This window comes from Streptomyces sp. NPDC058964 (assembly GCF_042741275.1).
GTDB lineage: Bacteria > Actinomycetota > Actinomycetes > Streptomycetales > Streptomycetaceae > Streptomyces.
In genome coordinates this window covers 2170-20475 of record NZ_JBHYKH010000114.1, presented here as the reverse complement: position 1 = coordinate 20475, position 18306 = coordinate 2170, and the positions used below count along the sequence as shown (strand labels likewise).

Genomic DNA, 18306 nt, shown 5'->3' with positions numbered 1-18306 from the left:
CCCGGGGTCGACCTGGTCGCGGCCGACCAGGACCACTCCTCGTCGGCGGGCGGCCCCGCGCAGGCGTCGCGCCGCGTCGTCGCCGACCAGGACCAGCGGCGCCGCCTCCCAGCCGCCCCTGCGTTCCGGCAGCCCGTGGTGGACCTCGGGTGTGGCGCCCGCCGCCGCGCACAGGCGCAGCAGGTCGTCGAGGAGTTCGGTGTCCTCGGTGACGATCAGCGGCCGCCCCTGCCGCCCTCCGGTGGCGGGCGGCGGATCGTGGGTGACAGTTCCGGCCACGTGTGCTCCCCCTTCGCTGCAACTCCCGCGCGGTCCTCTGCGGCCACGCGATTCCCAAGCGTGTGAAGAACCGGCATCCGGCCTCCATATGAACGGCCGATACGAACCGGCCTTAGGCGCGCCGACAAACGGAACCGGCCATGAACTCGCCGCGAGCGGAGCGCGCTGGAATCACGGTGCAGCGATCCCGGAAATCGTGTGGATCTTGGTCGAAAACTGTGGACAACCCAGCGGTTGTGAATATCGCGGTCACCCATACCGGCGACCCCGGCGCAGCAGCCCTGCGACTACCCACAGTGACGGATCATGCACATGCGCGAAAGGCGGTCACAGCCGCAGTGGTGCAGCTTCGTGACCGCCTGATCAAGGGGAAAAACCCACCTGGACATGCGACGACCCCCGCCGGGGGGGAGAGCGGGGGTCGTCCCCACGGCCGACTCGGGGGGGGAGGAGTCGGGCCGGGTTAGCACGGTCGCGAACGATCCGTGACTTCCATGGTGTACCCGAGAGCCCTCTCAGGCAAACCCACGCGCCCCACCTTACGCCGAATGGTGGGCGCCTATGCTCAGGGTCGTGGAAAACCACTCCTTGCCCCGCACAGCAGCCTTCTTTGACCTGGACAAGACGGTCATTGCGAAGTCGAGCACGCTCACGTTCAGCAAGTCGTTCTACCAAGGCGGACTGATCAACCGCAGGGCCGCCTTGCGTACCGCCTATGCCCAGTTCGTCTTCATGGTCGGCGGCATGGACCACGACCAGATGGAGCGCACGCGCGAGTACCTGTCCGCGCTGTGCCGGGGCTGGAACGTCCAGCAGGTGAAGGAAATCGTCGCCGAGACCCTGCACGACCTGATCGATCCGATCATCTACGACGAGGCCGCCTCCCTCATCGAGAAGCACCACACGGCCGGACGCGACGTCGTGATCGTGTCCACCTCGGGCGCCGAGGTGGTCGAGCCGATCGGCGAGCTGCTCGGCGCCGACCGGGTGGTCGCCACCCGCATGGTCGTGGGCGACGACGGCTGCTTCACCGGAGAGGTGGAGTACTACGCGTACGGCCCCACGAAGGCCGAGGCGATCAAGGAACTGGCCGAGTCCGAGGGATACGACCTCGACCGCTGCTATGCGTACAGCGACTCGGCGACCGACCTGCCGATGCTGAGGACGGTCGGACATCCGCACGCTGTGAACCCGGACCGCGCCCTGCGCCGCGAGGCACTCTCACGGGGGTGGCCGATTCTGGACTTCCACCGTCCGGTCCGGCTCAAGCAACGGCTGCCCGTACTGTCCGTACCGCCGCGTCCGGCCCTTGTCGCGGTGGCCGCCATAGGCGCGGCGGCCGCCACCGCGGGCCTCGTCTGGTACGCCAGCCGACGCCGGGGCTCGGTCGCCTGACCTGGCATTTCGCCGCCACCGCGATTTCGTTCGGCATATTGGAGACCGTTTAAACCCTGTTTGAACCCAAAAGTAAAGAACTGCATGCAGGGGTTCCGCTTGCTCCGGGCTTGCAGTACAAAGGATTCAACGGCCCGCGAGACCAAGGACATCCGAAAGGATCACCTTAAAACGCATTCGGCCCCACGGACCGATGCATGAACATCGAGCACCCACGCGACGTCGACCCGTCGATTACGGGCCAGCCACACCAGGTGACGGGCAAAGTTCCCGACCTGATGGGCAACATATCGAGGACGCTTGGTAACCCGATGAGCATGCCAGCGGCGGTACGAAAACTCGTACCGCCGCAACCCTTTTCCGGACCCCGCGCCTCCGGGCTCTACGCGGCGCCGCGCTGCAGCGCCTCGCACACCGCCGTCGATTCGCGCGCGCCCAGCTCGACCGCCCGGCCACAGTGCGCGATCCAGGCCGCCATTCCCTCCGGGGTGCCGGAGACATAGCCGTCCAGGGCCGCCAGATACGCCGCGCGGCCCAGCTCGGCGTGACCGACCTCGGCGGCACAGACCGACTTCGGGTCGAGACCGCTGCCGATCAGGACGATCCGCTCGGCCGCGCGTGCCACGAGGCCGTTGTGAGAGGCGAAGGGCCGCAGCGCGATCAGCTCGCCGTGCACGACGGCGGCAGTCACCAGCGCGGGTGCCGAACTGCCCGCGATGATCAGCTGCGAGAGGCCCTCCAGCCGGCCGGACACCTCGTCCGCGTCCGGCAGCGGCAGCTCGATCAGCGGCTCGTCGACAGGCTCACCGTTCCGGCGGGGCCGACCGACCTCGTCGGCGTCGCTCGCGGCGGCCACCAGGTGCAGCCGGGCCAGCACCCTGAGGGGCGACTGCCGCCAGATGGACAGCAGCTGGCCCGCCTCGGCGGTCAGCCGTAGGGCCGCGCCCATGACGCGCGCCTCGTCGTCACCGCTGAAGTCGGTGCGCCGCCGCACCTCCTCAAGGGCCCAGTCGGCACCGGACAGCGCCCCGGAGCCCCGGGCGCCGCGCAGCGCCGCCTCGGAGGTGATCTCGTTGCTGCGGCGCCGCATGATCCGGTGCCCGTAGACCCGGTCCACGGCCTTGCGTACGGACTCCACGGACTCGGCCACACCGGGCAGTGAACCCAGGGCCGCGAGCGGATCGGCGGTCGCACCTGTCGTACTCATGAGTACGACACTACGCACCCCGAGCCCCCACCCCACGAAGGAGTGGTCTTCTTCACTGCGGCCGACACGCACCGCTACCGAACCACTACCCTTCGTGAACATGAAAATTGCTTTCGTCGGGAAGGGCGGCAGCGGCAAGACCACGCTCTCCTCGCTCTTCATCCGCCACCTCACGGCCGCCGGCGCACCGGTGGTCGCCATCGACGCCGACATCAACCAGCACCTGGGGGCCGCACTCGGCCTCGACGAGTCGCAGGCGGCCGCGCTGCCGGCGATGGGCGAGCGGCTGTCGCTGATCAAGGAATACCTGCGTGGCTCGAACCAGCGCATCGGCACCGTCGCGACCATGATCAAGACGACGCCGCCCGGCGAGGGCTCGCGGCTGGTCCGCGTGCGGGAGCCCAATCCGGTGTACGACGCGTGCGCGCGACCCGTGGAACTCGACGGCGGTGCCGTCCGTCTGATGGTCACCGGCTCCTTCACCGACGCCGACCTCGGCGTGGCCTGCTACCACTCCAAGACGGGAGCGGTCGAACTCTTCCTGAACCACCTGGTCGACGGCTGCGACGAGTACGTCGTGGTCGACATGACGGCGGGCTCGGACTCCTTCGCCTCCGGCATGTTCACCCGCTTCGACATCACGTTCCTCGTGGCCGAGCCGACCCGGAAGGGGGTCTCCGTCTACCGCCAGTACAAGGAGTACGCCCGTGACTTCGGCGTCATCCTGAAGGTCGTCGGCAACAAGGTCCAGGGTCAGGAGGACGTCGACTTCCTCCGCGCGGAGGTCGGGGACGACCTGCTCGTGACGGTGGGGCACTCGGACTGGGTCCGGTCCATGGAGAAGGGACGGCCGCCGAGGTTCGAACTCCTGGAGGACGCCAACAGCCGCGCCCTGCGCACCCTCCGGGTCGCCGCAGACGCGACCTACGAGCTGCGCGACTGGGAGCGCTATACGCGCCAGATGGTGCACTTCCACCTGAAGAACGCCCTCTCGTGGGGCAATGAGCGCACCGGGGTCGACCTGGCGGCGCAGATCGACCCCGGGTTCGTGCTCGGCGAGGGCGTCGCCGCCCCCGCCTGACGGCTACCGTCCGATCGCCGGCGCCCCAGGCACCCCCTTCGGGGCCGGGGCGGAGCGGCCCGACAGGAAGGACGCCCAGCCCTGCCTGGGGGCCTCGCCGACGTTCAGGGTGCGCAGCTTCGCCAGCGTCTGCGGGTCCTGGGCGTCCAGCCAGTCGGCGAGCTGCCGGAAGGACACGCAGCGCACCTCGGGCTTGTTGCACACCTCCTCGACGACATCATCGATGGCACGCATGTACGTGCCGCCGTTCCAGGACTCGAAGTGGTTGCCGATGACCAGGGGTGCGCGGTTGCCGTCGTACGCCCGGTAGAAGCCCTTGAGCAGGCCGTCCCGCATCTGGTCGCCCCAGTAGTCGTACTTGCCGGGGTCGCCCTGGGTCGAGGTGCCGGACTGGTTGACCATGAAGTTGTAGTCCATGGTCAACTGCTCGTAGGAGTGCCCCGGGAAGGGCACCAGCTGCATCGACAGGTCCCACAGGCCGAGCTTCTTCTTCGGCCAGACCTGGTCGTTGACCCCGCTGGTGTCGTAGCGGAAGCCGAGCTCGCTCGCCGCCTTCACGAAGTTCTTCTGCCCCTCCAGGCAGGGCGTGCGGGCGCCGATGAGTTCCTTGTCGTAGTCGAAGGGCAGCGGTGGCGCCTCCCGCAGGCCCGTGTTGGTCTTCCAGGACTTCACGAACTGCTTGGCCTGGGCGATCTCGCTCTTCCACTCGTCCACCGACCACTGGCCGACGCCGCCGTCGGTGCCGCAGAAGTGGCCGTTGAAATGGGTGCCGATCTCGTTGCCCTCGAGCCAGGCGAGCCGCAGTTGCCTGACTGTGTCGGTGATGCCCTTCTCGTCGTTGAAGCCGATGTCGGAACGGCCCGGTGAGTGCTGCGGGGGCCGGTAGAGGTCACGCTTCTCCTCCGGCAGCAGGTACACGCCGCTGAGGAAGTACGTCATGGTCGCGTGGTTGGCCTTGGCGACCTTGCGGAAGTGGGAGAACAACTTCTGGCTGTCCTCGCCCGCGCCGTCCCACGAGAACACGACGAACTGCGGGGGCTTCTGGCCGGGCTTGAGCCGCTCGGGTCTGGGCAGGCGCGGCTGCGCGCCGGTGTACGCGGTGGAGCCGTCGCCGATCAGGCGAACCAGGCTCTTGGGCGCGGGCGCTCCCTGCTGGGCTCCGGGTGCCCCTTCCTGTGAACCGTCGGAGCCGGTCGAGCAGCCGGCGAGCGATGCCGCACAGGCCGCGGTGGCCATGGCGCCCGCGGCGATCCTCTGGGTGGCGGCCATGTTCCGTCCACCTTCTTCCTTCTCTCAGGCCAACGCCGGTGAAGGCGTTTTCTGGTGATGTGCCGGGGTTGCACCGACAGCGCCGCCAAGGTCGCACGGGACCGAGAAGGAATTAATACGACAAGCCGATAAACAGATCGCTTCACCCGCGAGAGTGAATATCTGCACCATTTGCACTGAAAGTCCATACATGGCCTTTACTCTGCATTACGATTCATTTACCGAACGTTGATTCATCCCGCCGCTGCACGCCGTGACCCACGGCCGCGACCCGCCCCCGCCCTCTCGACGGGGGACCACCCTTTCCGCGACCGCGCTGCCCCGGAGGAGACGGGAAACATGTCAGCCTGCGTACCGACCCCACCCAAGGCCCTCGGCCTCGCCCGAGCGGCCGGAATCCGCACCGCCGACCCGACCCGGACAAAGCGCTCCCACCAACCGCACAGCCCGCCACCGGCCCCGCCCCGCCGGTTCCGCGTCGCGGGTGCCGATCTGTCCGCATCGATCGCGGTCTTCCTGATCGCCCTGCCCCTGTCCCTCGGCATCGCCCTCGCCACCGGCGCCCCGCTCCAGGCCGGACTCGTCGCCGCCGCCGTCGGCGGACTCGTCGCCGGACGGCTGGGCGGCTGCCCGCTCCAGGTCAGCGGCCCCGCCGCCGGCCTCACCGTCGTCACCGCCGATCTGATCCACCGCTACGGATGGCGGGCGACGTGCGGGATCACCGTCCTCGCCGGTCTCGCCCAACTCGGCCTGGGCTGCCTGCGCGTGGCACGCACCGCCCTCGCCGTCAGCCCCGCGGTCGTACACGGCATGCTCGCCGGCATCGGCGTCACCATCGCCGTCGCACAGCTGCACATCGTCCTCGGCGGCACTCCGCAGAGTTCCGTCCTGGACAACCTCCTCGCCCTGCCCGCCCAGCTGGCCGACCTGCACCCCGCCGCCGTGTCGATGAGCGCGCTGACACTGACCCTGCTGCTGGCCTGGCCACGACTGCCCGGCCGCCCCGGCCGGCTGCTGAGCAGGGTCCCGGCCGCGCTCGTGGCCGTCGCCGGAGCCACCGCGACCGCCGCGCTCGCCGGGCTGACCCTGCCCAGGGTCGACCTGCCGTCGTGGAGCAGCCACGCGCTGGCGGGGCTGCCCGAGGGTCCGGTGCTCGGCATCGTCGCCGCCGTCTTCACCACCACGCTGGTGTGCAGTGTGCAGTCGCTGCTCGGCGCGGTCGCCGTGGACAAGCTGATCGCGAGGCGCCCCGGGCTGCGGGCCCGCGTCGGACGCTCCGATCTGGACCGGGAACTGCTCGGGCAGGGCGCGGCCAACATCGTCTCCGGAGCCCTCGGCGGGCTGCCGGTGGCGGGGGTGGCCGTGCGGAGTTCGGCGAATGTGCGATCCGGTGCCGTCAGCCGGAACTCCACGATGCTGCACGGCGTTTTCGTAGTGATCGCCGCACTGCTGATGGTCCCGGCCCTGGACCTCATCCCGCTCGCCTCGCTCGCCGCCCTGGTGATGGCCGTCGGCATCCAGATGGTGTCCCTGCACCACATCCGCACGGTGACCCGCCACCGTGAAGTGCTGGTGTACACCGTGACCACCCTCGGCGTGGTGTTCCTCGGTGTCCTCGAGGGCGTGACGCTCGGGGTCGCCGTGGCCGTGGCCGTCGCCCTGCACCGGCTCGCCCGCACATGCATCACCCACGAGGAGAAGGAAGGAGTCCATCACGTACATGTACGGGGACAGCTGACGTTCCTCGCGGTGCCACAGCTCAGCCGGACCCTGCACCTCGTGCCCCAGGGCGCCCACGCCGTCGTGGAGTTGGACGGTTCGTTCATGGACCACGCGGCCTACGAGTCGCTGCAGGACTGGCAGAACGGCCACACCGCGCAGGGCGGCAGCGCCGAACTGACCGGCCGCCGCACCGGACTTCGGACCGACGAACCGACGGCGTCCACCGCATGCCGTTGCCGGCCCTGGACGCCCTGGCGCAACCATCAGTGCGACATGCCCTCCGGCGGCGCACCGGCATCCGGCGGGCCAACGCACCCGACCGGAACGATTGAGACCGACGCCGCCGACGCCCGAGACGGCTCCACCCCCCGGACCGGCTCCAGCACCGGCTCGGGCTCGGCCGCCCGCACCGAGGCGGACGTCCGCTCCGGCTCCAGCGGGCACGAACTGGCGCGCGGCATCAGCGCCTTCCAGCGCAACACCGCTCCCCTGGTGCGAAACGAGCTGGCGCGGCTGGCGCGGGAGGGCCAGCGGCCGTCGCAGCTCTTCCTCACCTGCGCCGACTCCCGGCTGGTGACGTCGATGATCACCTCCAGTGGTCCCGGCGACCTCTTCGTCGTCCGCAACGTCGGCAACCTGGTGCCGTTGCCCGGCGAGGAGAACGGCGACGACTCGGTGGCTGCCGCGATCGAGTACGCGGTGGACGTACTGAAGGTGCGGTCCATCACGGTGTGCGGGCACTCCGGGTGCGGGGCCGTGCAGGCGCTGCTCGACTCCGGGCCCCGGGAGGAGCGGACGCCACTCAGGAGGTGGCTGCGGCACGGCCGGCCGAGCCTGGAACGGATGGCGGACGGCAGCCGGCCCCGGGCACGGCGGGCCGGACGGCCGGCCGCCGATGTCGTGGAGCAGCTCTGCCTGACCAATGTGGTCCAGCAGCTGGAGCATCTGCGCGCACACGACTCGGTGGCGCGGGCCCTGGCGGAGGATGCGCTGGAGCTGCACGGGATGTACTTCCACGTGGGCGAGGCCCAGGCGTATCTGCTCGGTGAACCGGGTGAGGACGAAGCGTTGTTCAGGCATGTGACGGAAGTGGAGGAGCTGTCCAGCCCGGCATGAGCGGATTGGAGGGGCGGGGCAGCGGTGCGCGGTCGCACGAGCGGCGGCCGCGCACCGGGGCGTCCTCTGGGAACGGTGGGCGGCACGCGCACCCGACGGATGCCGAGGGCGGGGAGGCTTCGGTAGCCGTGTCCGGTCGAGGGGGCCGGCGGCCCGGACTCCCCGCGTCGAGCTCGTCCCCGAGGCGGGTGGCCGGTCGCGGACGGTAGGTGTGGGCGGAGGCCGGAACGGCCAGGTGGACCTCGGCCGTCAGGTCGGTCACCGTGTGCGCGTCGGCGACACGCCGGGCCGCGAAAAGACGTCACCGCGCCCACATGCCACCAGTAGAACTCTCCGAAGAGCCGAGGGCCGCGTGCCGCCGTGGCCGGCCGCCCCGCATCCCTCTGTCCCCCTGTGCCCCTGTCCCCCTGTGTCCCTGCCCCCTTGTGTCCCTCCCGCTCCGTTCCCTTCCCCCCTCCCCTCCCCCTGGGTGGCGCTTCACCTGTCCTCGGGCCGGGGAAGGAAAGGCATTGCAGACGGCCCGGACCGAGGAGATCAAGACAGGTCTAAACCAATTTTCCGGCGACCCTTGTCATCCGGCCCCCGGGTCTGATGAGCTGTGGCCTGGGACACAACGGACACCCTTCGAAAGGGAGATGTCGTGAGCAACGAAAGCCTGGCCAACCTGCTGAAGGAAGAGCGCAGGTTCGCGCCGCCCGCCGCGCTGGCCACGAACGCCAACGTCACGGCGGAGGCGTATGAACAGGCCAAGGCTGACAGGCTCGGCTTCTGGGCCGAGCAGGCCCGCCGGCTGACCTGGGCCACCGAGCCGACCGAGACGCTGGACTGGTCGAACCCGCCGTTCGCCAAGTGGTTCAAGGACGGCCGGCTCAACGTCGCCTACAACTGCGTGGACCGGCACGTGGAGGCCGGACTGGGCGACCGGGTCGCCATCCACTTCGAGGGGGAGCCCGGCGACAGCCGCGCTATCACCTACGCCGAGCTCAAGGACGAGGTCAGCCGGGCCGCCAACGCACTGCTGGAGCTGGGAGTTCGGGCCGGTGACCGGGTCGCCGTCTACATGCCGATGATCCCCGAGACCGCGGTCGCGATGCTCGCCTGCGCGCGGATCGGCGCCGCACACTCGGTCGTCTTCGGCGGCTTCTCCGCGGACGCGCTGGCCACCCGCATCCAGGACGCCGACGCCAAGGTCGTCATCACCGCCGACGGCGGCTACCGGCGCGGCAAGCCGACCGCGCTCAAGCCGGCCGTGGACGAGGCCATCGGCAAGGTCGACAACGTGGAGCACGTGCTCGTGGTCCGCCGCACCGGCCAGGACGTCGCCTGGAGCGAGGGCCGGGACGTGTGGTGGCACGAGATCACCGGCCGCCAGTCCGCGGAGCACAGCCCGGAGGCGTTCGAGGCGGAGCACCCGCTGTTCATCCTGTACACCTCGGGCACGACGGGGAAGCCGAAGGGCATCCTGCACACCTCCGGCGGCTACCTCACCCAGACGGCCTACACCCACCACGCGGTCTTCGACCTCAAGCCCGACACCGACGTGTACTGGTGCACCGCGGACGTCGGCTGGGTGACCGGTCACTCGTACATCGTGTACGGGCCGCTGGCCAACGGCGCCACCCAGGTCATGTACGAGGGCACCCCGGACACCCCGCACCAGGGCCGGTTCTGGGAGATCGTGCAGAAGTACAAGGTGACCATCCTGTACACCGCGCCGACCGCGATCCGCACGTTCATGAAGTGGGGCGACGACATCCCCGCCAAGTTCGATCTCAGCAGCCTGCGGGTGCTGGGGTCGGTCGGCGAGCCGATCAATCCCGAGGCCTGGATCTGGTACCGCAAGCACATCGGCGCCGACCGCACCCCGATCGTGGACACCTGGTGGCAGACCGAGACCGGCGCCATGATGATCTCCCCGCTGCCCGGCGTCACCCACACCAAGCCCGGCTCGGCCCAGACCCCGCTGCCCGGCATCTCCGCCACGGTCGTCGACGACGAAGCCAACGAAGTGGCCAACGGAGGCGGCGGCTACCTCGTGCTGACCGAGCCGTGGCCGTCCATGCTGCGCACCATCTGGGGCGACGACCAGCGCTTCATCGACACCTACTGGTCCCGCTTCGAGGGCCGCTACTTCGCCGGCGACGGCGCGAAGAAGGACGACGACGGCGACATCTGGCTGCTGGGGCGGGTCGACGACGTCATGCTCGTCTCCGGCCACAACATCTCCACCACCGAGGTCGAGTCCGCACTCGTCTCCCACCCCGCGGTCGCCGAGGCTGCCGTCGTCGGCGCCGCCGACGAGACCACCGGACAGGCCATCGTCGCCTTCGTGATCCTGCGCGGCACCGCCAGCGAGGACGACAAACTCGTCGGCGAACTGCGCGACCACGTCGGGGCCACCCTCGGCCCGATCGCCAAGCCCAAGCGGATCCTGCCGGTCGCCGAACTCCCGAAGACCCGCTCCGGCAAGATCATGCGCCGCCTGCTGCGCGACGTCGCGGAGAACCGTCAGCTCGGCGACGTCACTACGCTGACCGATTCCACGGTCATGGACCTCATCCAGTCGAAGCTCCCCGCCGCACCCAGCGAGGACTGAGCGGCCCCGGAGCACGCTCCCGAGGGGCGCCCCGCGCGACAGCGGGGCGCCCTTTTCGCGCCTACCGTGGAAGCACCGAAACGAAGCACCGGATGCACTCCCCCACATCCTTAAGGTAAACTAAGTAAAGCGTCAGCGACGCGACAAGATCCTCAAGGTGCGCCGGGAAGTCTGGTCGGCATGCGTTCCGCCCTGCCCACCGCCCGGAGGTCGCCCCCGTGGTCCCGCCCCGCAACACCGCCCCCCGCAAGGTCCTCGGGCGCCTCTCCCTTCCCGAGCGGACCTTCGTCCTGGACGCCCTGCGGACCGAGACCGTCGGCGGTGTGCTGCTGCTCGTCGCCGCGGTCACCGCGCTGATCTGGGCGAACATACCCACGCTGCACCACAGCTACGAGGCCGTCAGCGACTTCCACCTCGGCCCCGGATCCCTCGGTCTGAACCTCTCGGTCGAGCACTGGGCCGCCGACGGGCTCCTCGCGGTGTTCTTCTTCGTCGCCGGGATCGAACTCAAACGCGAACTGGTCGCCGGCGACCTGCGGGACCCCAAGGCCGCCGTGCTGCCCGTGGCGGCCGCGCTGTGCGGAATGGCCGTACCGGCGCTCGTCTACACCCTCACCAACATCGTCGGCGGGGGCTCGACGCAGGGCTGGGCCGTGCCCACCGCCACCGACATCGCCTTCGCACTGGCCGTGCTCGCGGTCATCGGCACCTCACTGCCCAGCGCCCTGCGCGCCTTTCTGCTGACGCTCGCCGTCGTCGACGACCTGTTCGCGATCCTGATCATCGCGATCTTCTTCACCGACCGCATCGACTTCGCCGCGCTCGGCGGGGCCGTCGTCGGGCTGCTCGTCTTCTGGGTGCTGCTGCGCAAGGGCGTACGCGGCTGGTACGTGTACGTCCCGCTCGCCCTCGTCATCTGGGCGCTGATGTACAACAGCGGCGTCCACGCGACCATCGCCGGTGTCGCCATGGGCCTGATGCTGCGCTGCACCACCCACGAGGATGAACGGCGCTCCCCCGGCGAGCACATCGAGCACCTCGTGCGCCCCCTGTCGGCGGGCCTCGCCGTACCGCTGTTCGCGCTGTTCAGCGCCGGTGTGTCGGTCTCCGGCGGAGCAATGATGGACGTGTTCACCAAGCCGGAGCCCCTCGGTGTGGTCCTCGGACTCGTCGTCGGCAAGGCGTTCGGGATCTTCGGCGGCACCTGGCTGACCGTCCGCTTCACGCGGGCGTCCCTCAGCGAGGACCTCGCATGGGCGGACGTCTTCGCCGTGGCGACCCTGGCCGGCATCGGCTTCACCGTCGCGCTGCTCATCGGCGAACTGGCCTTCGAGGGCGACGCCGTACTGACCGCCCAGGTCAAGGCGGCCGTACTGACCGGCTCGCTGATCGCGGCCGTCTGCGCGACCGTCCTGCTGAAGATACGCAACGCCAAGTACCGCAGGCTGTGCGAGGACGAGGAGCGGGACGAGGACCTCGACGGCATCCCGGACGTCTACGAGCAGGACGAACCGGCGTACCACCTGCGCATGGCGGAGATCTACGAGCGGAAGGCGGCCGAGCACCGCCGGATCGCCCGGGAGAAGGCCGCAACGCGCCACGGGCTTGCCGAAGTACCGGGCGGGGCAGGCGAGGATGACGACCGTCCGGCATGATCTGACGAGACGGTACAAAAGACGAAGAGGGAGACCGCGATGAGCGCACCCGACGGCAGCCCGGTCGGCGCCGAACGCAGCATCGGCCAGCTGTTCGCCTCGGCGACGACCGAATTGTCGGCGCTGGTGCACGACGAGATCGCGCTGGCCAAGGCCCAGCTCAAGATGGACGTCAAGCGCGGGGCGACGAGCGGCGGCGCGTTCTCGGCGGCCGGAGTGCTCCTGCTCTTCTCCCTGCCGATGCTCAACTTCGCGCTGGCGTACGGCATCCGGACCTGGAGCGGCTGGAACCTCGCGATCTGCTTCCTGCTCTCCTTCGCGGCGAACGTCCTGGTGGCCGCCGTGCTCGCGCTGATCGGCGTGGTCTTCGCGAAGAAGGCCAAGAAGAGCCAGGGCCCGCAGAAGGTGGCCGCGTCGATGAAGGAGACGGCGGGCGTCCTGCAGAACGCCAAGCCGCACCCGCGCCCCGAGCGCCCGGCGCTGGAGGACCGCGTGCCCGAGGCCATCGAGGCTGTGGCACGCTCATCGTCATGACGGATCCCGCCGCTCCTTCGGTCGTACGCGTCGATGTCCCCGAAGGGGTGACCCACCGGGACGTCGCCGCCAACGGCGCCCGCTTCCACATCGCGGAGGTGGGTGACGGGCCGCTGGTACTGCTGCTGCACGGCTTTCCGCAGTTCTGGTGGACCTGGCGGCACCAGCTGACGGCGCTCGCGGACGCCGGTTTCCGCGCCGTCGCCATGGACCTGCGCGGCGTCGGCGGCAGCGACCGCACCCCGCGCGGCTACGACCCCGCCGGTCTCGCCCTCGACATCACCGGCGTGATCCGCTCCCTCGGCGAGCCGGACGCCGCGCTGGTCGGCCACGACCTGGGCGGCTATCTGGCGTGGACGGCAGCCGCGATGCGGCCCAAGCTCGTACGGCGGCTCGCGGTCTTCTCCATGCCGCACCCCCGGCGCTGGCGCTCCGCGATGCTGCGGGACGCCCGGCAGTCGGCCGCCAGTTCGTACATCTGGGGCTTCCAGCGGCCCTGGATCCCGGAGCGGCAGCTCGTCGCCGACGACGCGGCGCTCGTGGGGCGCCTGATCCGGGAGTGGTCCGGGCCGCGGCTGCCGGACGACGACGCGGTGGACACGTACCGGCGGGCGATGTGCATCCCGTCGACCGCGCACTGCTCGATCGAGCCGTACCGCTGGCTGGTGCGGTCGCTGGCCCGGCCGGACGGCATCCAGTTCAACCGCCGTATGAAGCGGCCGGTGCGCGTGCCGACCCTGCATCTGCACGGCTCCCTGGACCCGGTGGTGCGGACGCGGAGCGCGGCGGGATCGGGTGAGTACGTCGAGGCGCCGTACCGCTGGCGGCTGTTCGACGGACTCGGCCACTTCCCGCACGAGGAGGATCCGGTGGCCTTCTCGGCCGAGCTGATCAACTGGCTCAAGGACCCCGAGCCCGACCGCTGAGACCCGTGCGCCCGGCCGCGGCCGGTGACCGGGCCGATGCGCCCGGTATCCGGGTTGGAACATTTGTCCTACGAACAGCCACATGCCTGACGCATAGGCCAATTGAGCGGCCCGGAGGCGGTTATCGACCTTGGGGCAGGGGCAGACGTCGGGGTATGGGCTGGACGCACGACTACAGTGACGCACCCCGCAGCCGCCGTTTCACAGGCGGCCTGAGCTCTCACCGGCGAGGCGCACCGCAGCTGCCGGGCACGGAGCTCCAAATGGGGATTCCGCGCATCCTGCGCCGCCGGGCCCGCTGGGTCTCGGTACGACTGCGCCACCCCCGCGGCTGACCGCCCTCCGGGGCCGCCCTACAGGGCGCAGCTGCCGGTTCCGACCCGCCTGTTCGCCGTACGCCCCTTGGCGATGTCCGCCTGGATCTCGTCCGCCGTGAGCGCGTAGCCGGTCTCGGCGTCGTCGAGGGACTTGGCGAAGACCACGCCGTACACCTTGCCGTCGGGCGTGAGCAGCGGTCCGCCGGAGTTGCCCTGACGGACGGTCGCGTACAGGGAGTAGACGTCGCGGCGGACGGTGCCACGGTGATAGATGTCCGGGCCGTTGGCCGTGATGCGGCCACGCACGCGCGCGGCGCGGACGTCGTACGCCCCGTTCTGCGGGAAGCCCGCGACGATCGCGCTGTCGCCGCTGGCCGCGTCCGGGGGCGAGAACCGCAGGGCACGCGCCTTCAGGTCCGGTACGTCGAGCACCGCGATGTCGCGCTCCCAGTCGTAGAGGACGACCTTGGCGTCGTACTTGCGGCCCTCGCCGCCTATCTGCACGGTGGGCTCGTCGACGCCGCCGACGACGTGCGCGTTGGTCATGACGCGGCGGTCGCCGAAGACGAAGCCACTGCCCTCCAGGACCTTGCCGCAGCTCTGCGCGGTGCCCATGACCTTGACGATGGAGTTCTTGGCGCGGGTGGCGACGACGCTGTTGGCGAGCGCCGGGTCCGGCGGCCGGACATCGGTGATCGGCTCGTTGGCGAAGGGGCTGAAGACTTGTGGGAAGCCGTTCTGCGCGAGGACGGTGGAGAAGTCCGCGAACCAGGTGTCGGCCTGTGCGGGCAGGGCCCGGGACACCCCGAGGAGCACCTTGGAGTTGCGGACCTCCTTGCCGAGCGTCGGCAGCGTCGTACCGGCCAGGGCCGAGCCGATCAGCCAGGCGACCAGCAGCATCGCCACGACGTTGACCAGGGCCCCGCCGGTCGCGTCCAGGGCGCGGGCGGGGGACCAGGTGATGTACCGGCGCAGCTTGTTGCCCAGGTGGGTGGTCAGAGCCTGGCCGACGGAGGCGCAGACGATGACGACGACCACCGCGACGACCGCGGCGGTCGTGCTGACCTCAGCTTTGTCGGTCAGGGCGTCCCAGATGACGGGCAGCAGATAGACGGCGACGAGACCGCCGCCCAGGAAGCCGATCACCGACAGGATGCCGACGACGAACCCCTGGCGATAGCCGACGATCGCGAACCACACGGCGGCGACCAGCAGCAGGATGTCCAGCACGTTCACTGATTCTGGCCTCGCCTCGTCACTCTCCGGTCCCACCAGCTCGGCCGGGGGTCCGGCCCGCCGCAGAGCGGCGAAGGGACACAGTGTCCCCCGGAAAAACACAGCACGGGGTTCACCCTGTCATGACCGCCAGTCGAGTGGGACCTGCTTCTCCCTGTCCCAGGGGCGCTCCCATCCGGCGTAGTGCAGCAGCCGGTCGATGATGCCCGCCGTAAAACCCCAGACCAGGGCCGATTCGACCAGGAATGCCGGGCCCGCGTGGCCGCGCGGGTGGACGGCGGTGGCCCGGTTCTGCGGGTCCGTGAGATCCGCCACGGGGACGGTGAAGACGCGCGCGGTCTCGTTCGGGTCCACGACGCCGACCGGGCTCGGCTCCCGCCACCAGCCCAGCACGGGTGTGACGACGAAGCCGCTGACCGGAATGTAGAGCTTGGGCAGCACGCCGAAGAGCTGAACGCCGGACGGGTCGAGTCCGGTCTCCTCCTCGGCCTCGCGGAGGGCGGCCCGCAGCGGCCCGTCGGCCTGCGCGTCGCCGTCCTCGGGGTCGAGGGCGCCACCGGGGAACGACGGCTGGCCGGCATGCGAGCGCAGCGACCCGGCGCGCTCCATGAGCAGCAGCTCGGGACCGCGCTCACCCTCGCCGAACAGGATCAGCACCGCGGACTGCCGCCCCGCCCCGTTCTCCGGCGGCAGGAAGCGGCTGAGCTGGAGCGGCTCGACCGTCTCCACGGCGCTGACCACCGGGTCCAGCCACTCCGGCAGCCCCTTCTTGCTGAGCGTCACCGAACCGCCCTGGGTATTGCTCGCGTGCGTCATAGCCACCCCCGTTCTGCCGTGTCCAACGCCCGACGGTCCCGAGATCGTTCCAGCGGGTCAACCTGCGTTGACCGGCGTGCGGCGGCCGGCCGGCGCGTCATGCCGCCCCCAGCGGCGGAGCCGGCCTGCCGCCCGCGTCGAGATAGGACTGCGGGGGCTTGAGCCGCTGGCCCGGAAAGCCGCCCTTCTCGTACTTGAGGAGCTTGCGGGCCTTGTCGGGATCGGTCTCACCCTCGCCGTACGCCGGGCAGAGCGGGGCGATGGGGCACGCGCCGCAGGCGGGCTTGCGGGCGTGGCAGATGCGGCGGCCGTGGAAGATCACGTGGTGCGAGAGCATCGTCCACTCGCTCTTCGGGAACAGCGCGCCGACGGCGGCCTCGATCTTGTCCGGGTCGGTCTCCTCGGTCCACTTCCAGCGCCGCACCAGCCGCTGGAAGTGCGTGTCCACGGTGATGCCGGGCCGTCCGAAGGCGTTGCCGAGGACCACGAACGCGGTCTTGCGGCCGACGCCGGGCAGCTTGACGAGGTCCTCCAGCCTCCCGGGGACCTCACCGCCGAACTCCTTGACGAGGGCCCTGGACAGTCCCATGACGGACTTGGTCTTGGCCCGGAAGAAGCCGGTGGGGCGGAGGATCTCCTCCACTTCCTCCGGCACGGCGGCGGCCAGGTCCTCGGGGGTGGGGTACTTGGCGAAGAGCGCCGGCGTGGTCTGGTTGACCCTGAGGTCCGTGGTCTGGGCGGAGAGCACCGTGGCGACCAGGAGCTGGAAGGGGTTCTCGAAGTCGAGCTCGGGGTGGGCGTACGGGTAGACCTCGGCGAGCTCGCGGTTGATACGGCGGGCACGGCGGACCAGCGAGGTGTGCGACTCGTTCGCCGGCGCCTTCTTCGCGGACACGGCTTTCCCCGCCGACTCCTTCTTCACCGGTGCCTCCTTCGCGGACGCATCCTTCGCGGGCGCCGCCTTCACCGCGGCCTTCTTCGCAGGGCGCTGTTTTACCGCGGCCGCCTTCGCGGGCACCTTCTTCGCGGACACCTTCTCCGCCGCCGGTTTCGCCGTTTTTACGGTTTTCCTACCGCCGCCCGGATTCTGTTCGCCCACAGCGGAATCGCGACGTACAACCACCCGCCCAGCCCCCTTGGCCTGTGCTCTACCGGCGATTTGGACACCCGGCCAGCCTAAAGCCAGGCACCGACATCCGCCCCGGACCCTGAAGATCAGCGCCCAATTGGACCCCTGCCGCTTACCTCGGGACACCTGTGCGGCATCCTTGTGACAGATCACACTGTTTGGACCGTCCGGCAAAATGGGGAGCACGGTCCCCTGGTACCAAGGGGGAGCAAGATCCCCTGAGCAGGTCGACAAGGAGAGAACTCGTGGACGACGTTCTGCGGCGCAACCCGCTCTTCGCGGCGCTCGATGACGAGCAGTCCGCGGAGCTGCGCGCCTCCATGAGTGAGGTGACCCTCGCACGTGGAGACTCCCTGTTCCACGAGGGCGACCCGGGCGACCGGCTCTACGTCGTCACCGAGGGCAAGGTCAAGCTCCACCGCACCTCCCCCGACGGCCGCGAGAACATGCTCGCCGTCGTCGGCCCCGGCGAGCTGATCGGCGAGCTGTCGCTGTTCGACCCCGGCCCGCGTACGGCGACCGCGACCGCGCTGACCGAGGTCAAGCTGCTCGGTCTCGGCCACGGCGACCTCCAGCCCTGGCTGAACGCCCGCCCCGAGGTGGCCACCGCCCTGCTGCGCGCCGTCGCGCGCCGTCTGCGCAAGACCAACGACGCCATGTCCGACCTGGTCTTCTCCGACGTCCCCGGCCGTGTCGCCCGTGCCCTGCTGGACCTCTCCCGCCGCTTCGGTGTGCAGTCCGAGGAGGGCATCCACGTCGTCCACGACCTCACCCAGGAGGAGCTGGCCCAGCTGGTCGGCGCGTCCCGCGAGACCGTGAACAAGGCGCTGGCGGACTTCGCGCAGCGCGGGTGGCTCCGCCTGGAGGCGCGGGCCGTGATCCTGCTGGACGTCGAGCGGCTCGCGAAGCGCTCGCGCTGACGCCGGTCCTCGGACGTGCGTCGAAGGGGGGGGGCCCGCGCGCGGCGGGGGGGGGCTCCCGCCCACGCGGCGGGCCTCTCGGGAGAGAGCGCGGGAGTAGTTCGGGCG

General features: G+C 70.2%; 14 protein-coding genes and 1 pseudogene. 9 read left to right on the top strand and 6 right to left on the bottom strand.

Annotated elements, in window-relative coordinates; translation table 11 throughout:
* Positions 1-279 (bottom strand): annotated as a pseudogene (locus tag ACFW2E_RS16740) (septum formation initiator); the annotation flags it as partial.
* Between the two features lie 561 nt (positions 280-840).
* Between ACFW2E_RS16740 and ACFW2E_RS16735 the strand changes: the two are divergent.
* The gene (locus ACFW2E_RS16735) at positions 841-1674 is read left to right on the top strand and encodes an HAD family hydrolase (RefSeq protein ID WP_384467014.1); all 834 of its coding nucleotides are present in this window, start codon (positions 841-843) and stop codon (positions 1672-1674) included.
* Between the two features lie 382 nt (positions 1675-2056).
* On the opposite strand, the gene ACFW2E_RS16730 is transcribed toward ACFW2E_RS16735, so the two are convergent.
* The gene (locus ACFW2E_RS16730; RefSeq protein WP_384467012.1) at positions 2057-2881 is read right to left on the bottom strand and encodes an oxidoreductase; all 825 of its coding nucleotides are present in this window, start codon (positions 2879-2881) and stop codon (positions 2057-2059) included.
* 100 nt (positions 2882-2981) lie between these two features.
* Here ACFW2E_RS16730 and ACFW2E_RS16725 point away from each other — a divergent pair, with 100 nt between their 5' ends.
* A complete protein-coding gene (locus tag ACFW2E_RS16725) occupies positions 2982-3962 on the top strand; it encodes an ATP-binding protein (protein WP_384467010.1) in 981 nt (326 codons plus the stop codon).
* 3 nt (positions 3963-3965) lie between these two features.
* Here the strand turns inward: ACFW2E_RS16725 and ACFW2E_RS16720 are convergent, their stop codons facing one another.
* Positions 3966-5231 (bottom strand): hypothetical protein, encoded by a 1266-nt coding sequence (locus ACFW2E_RS16720; RefSeq protein WP_384467008.1) that lies wholly within the window; start codon positions 5229-5231, stop codon positions 3966-3968.
* 339 nt (positions 5232-5570) lie between these two features.
* On the opposite strand from ACFW2E_RS16720, the gene ACFW2E_RS16715 reads away from it, so the two are divergent.
* The 6 genes from ACFW2E_RS16715 to ACFW2E_RS16690 all read left to right on the top strand — a co-directional run bounded on the left by ACFW2E_RS16715 (position 5571) and on the right by ACFW2E_RS16690 (position 14115).
* Positions 5571-8069 carry a SulP family inorganic anion transporter gene (locus ACFW2E_RS16715; protein ID WP_384467006.1) on the top strand — a complete coding sequence of 833 codons (2499 nt, stop codon included), beginning with the start codon at positions 5571-5573 and terminating at the stop codon, positions 8067-8069.
* Between the two features lie 598 nt (positions 8070-8667).
* A complete protein-coding gene (gene acs / locus ACFW2E_RS16710) occupies positions 8668-10665 on the top strand; it encodes an acetate--CoA ligase (RefSeq protein ID WP_384467004.1) in 1998 nt (665 codons plus the stop codon).
* 218 nt (positions 10666-10883) lie between these two features.
* Positions 10884-12320, top strand: a complete 1437-nt coding sequence (nhaA, locus tag ACFW2E_RS16705) for a Na+/H+ antiporter NhaA (RefSeq protein ID WP_384467002.1) — start codon at positions 10884-10886, stop codon at positions 12318-12320.
* A 39-nt stretch (positions 12321-12359) separates the two neighbouring features.
* Positions 12360-12854, top strand: coding sequence for a phage holin family protein (locus ACFW2E_RS16700; RefSeq protein WP_384467000.1), 495 nt, complete (start codon positions 12360-12362; stop codon positions 12852-12854).
* Positions 12851-13780, top strand: a complete 930-nt coding sequence (locus ACFW2E_RS16695; protein WP_384466998.1) for an alpha/beta fold hydrolase — start codon at positions 12851-12853, stop codon at positions 13778-13780. Before ACFW2E_RS16700 ends, ACFW2E_RS16695 begins: the two co-directional genes overlap by 4 nt.
* A 155-nt stretch (positions 13781-13935) precedes the next feature.
* Positions 13936-14115 (top strand): hypothetical protein, encoded by a 180-nt coding sequence (locus tag ACFW2E_RS16690; RefSeq protein WP_384466996.1) that lies wholly within the window; start codon positions 13936-13938, stop codon positions 14113-14115.
* 18 nt (positions 14116-14133) lie between these two features.
* On the opposite strand, the gene ACFW2E_RS16685 is transcribed toward ACFW2E_RS16690, so the two are convergent.
* The 3 genes from ACFW2E_RS16685 to nth all read right to left on the bottom strand — a co-directional run bounded on the left by ACFW2E_RS16685 (position 14134) and on the right by nth (position 17248).
* Positions 14134-15333 carry a MarP family serine protease gene (locus ACFW2E_RS16685; protein WP_384466994.1) on the bottom strand — a complete coding sequence of 400 codons (1200 nt, stop codon included), beginning with the start codon at positions 15331-15333 and terminating at the stop codon, positions 14134-14136.
* Positions 15334-15453: 120 nt separating this feature from the next.
* The gene (locus ACFW2E_RS16680) at positions 15454-16149 is read right to left on the bottom strand and encodes an NUDIX hydrolase (RefSeq protein ID WP_384466992.1); all 696 of its coding nucleotides are present in this window, start codon (positions 16147-16149) and stop codon (positions 15454-15456) included.
* A 97-nt stretch (positions 16150-16246) separates the two neighbouring features.
* Complete coding sequence (gene nth, locus ACFW2E_RS16675) at positions 16247-17248, bottom strand: endonuclease III (protein ID WP_384466990.1); 1002 nt, start codon at positions 17246-17248, stop codon at positions 16247-16249.
* A gap of 275 nt (positions 17249-17523) precedes the next feature.
* Between nth and ACFW2E_RS16670 the strand changes: the two genes are divergently transcribed.
* Positions 17524-18198 (top strand): Crp/Fnr family transcriptional regulator, encoded by a 675-nt coding sequence (locus tag ACFW2E_RS16670; RefSeq protein ID WP_018547939.1) that lies wholly within the window; start codon positions 17524-17526, stop codon positions 18196-18198.
* Positions 18199-18306: the final 108 nt, after the last annotated feature.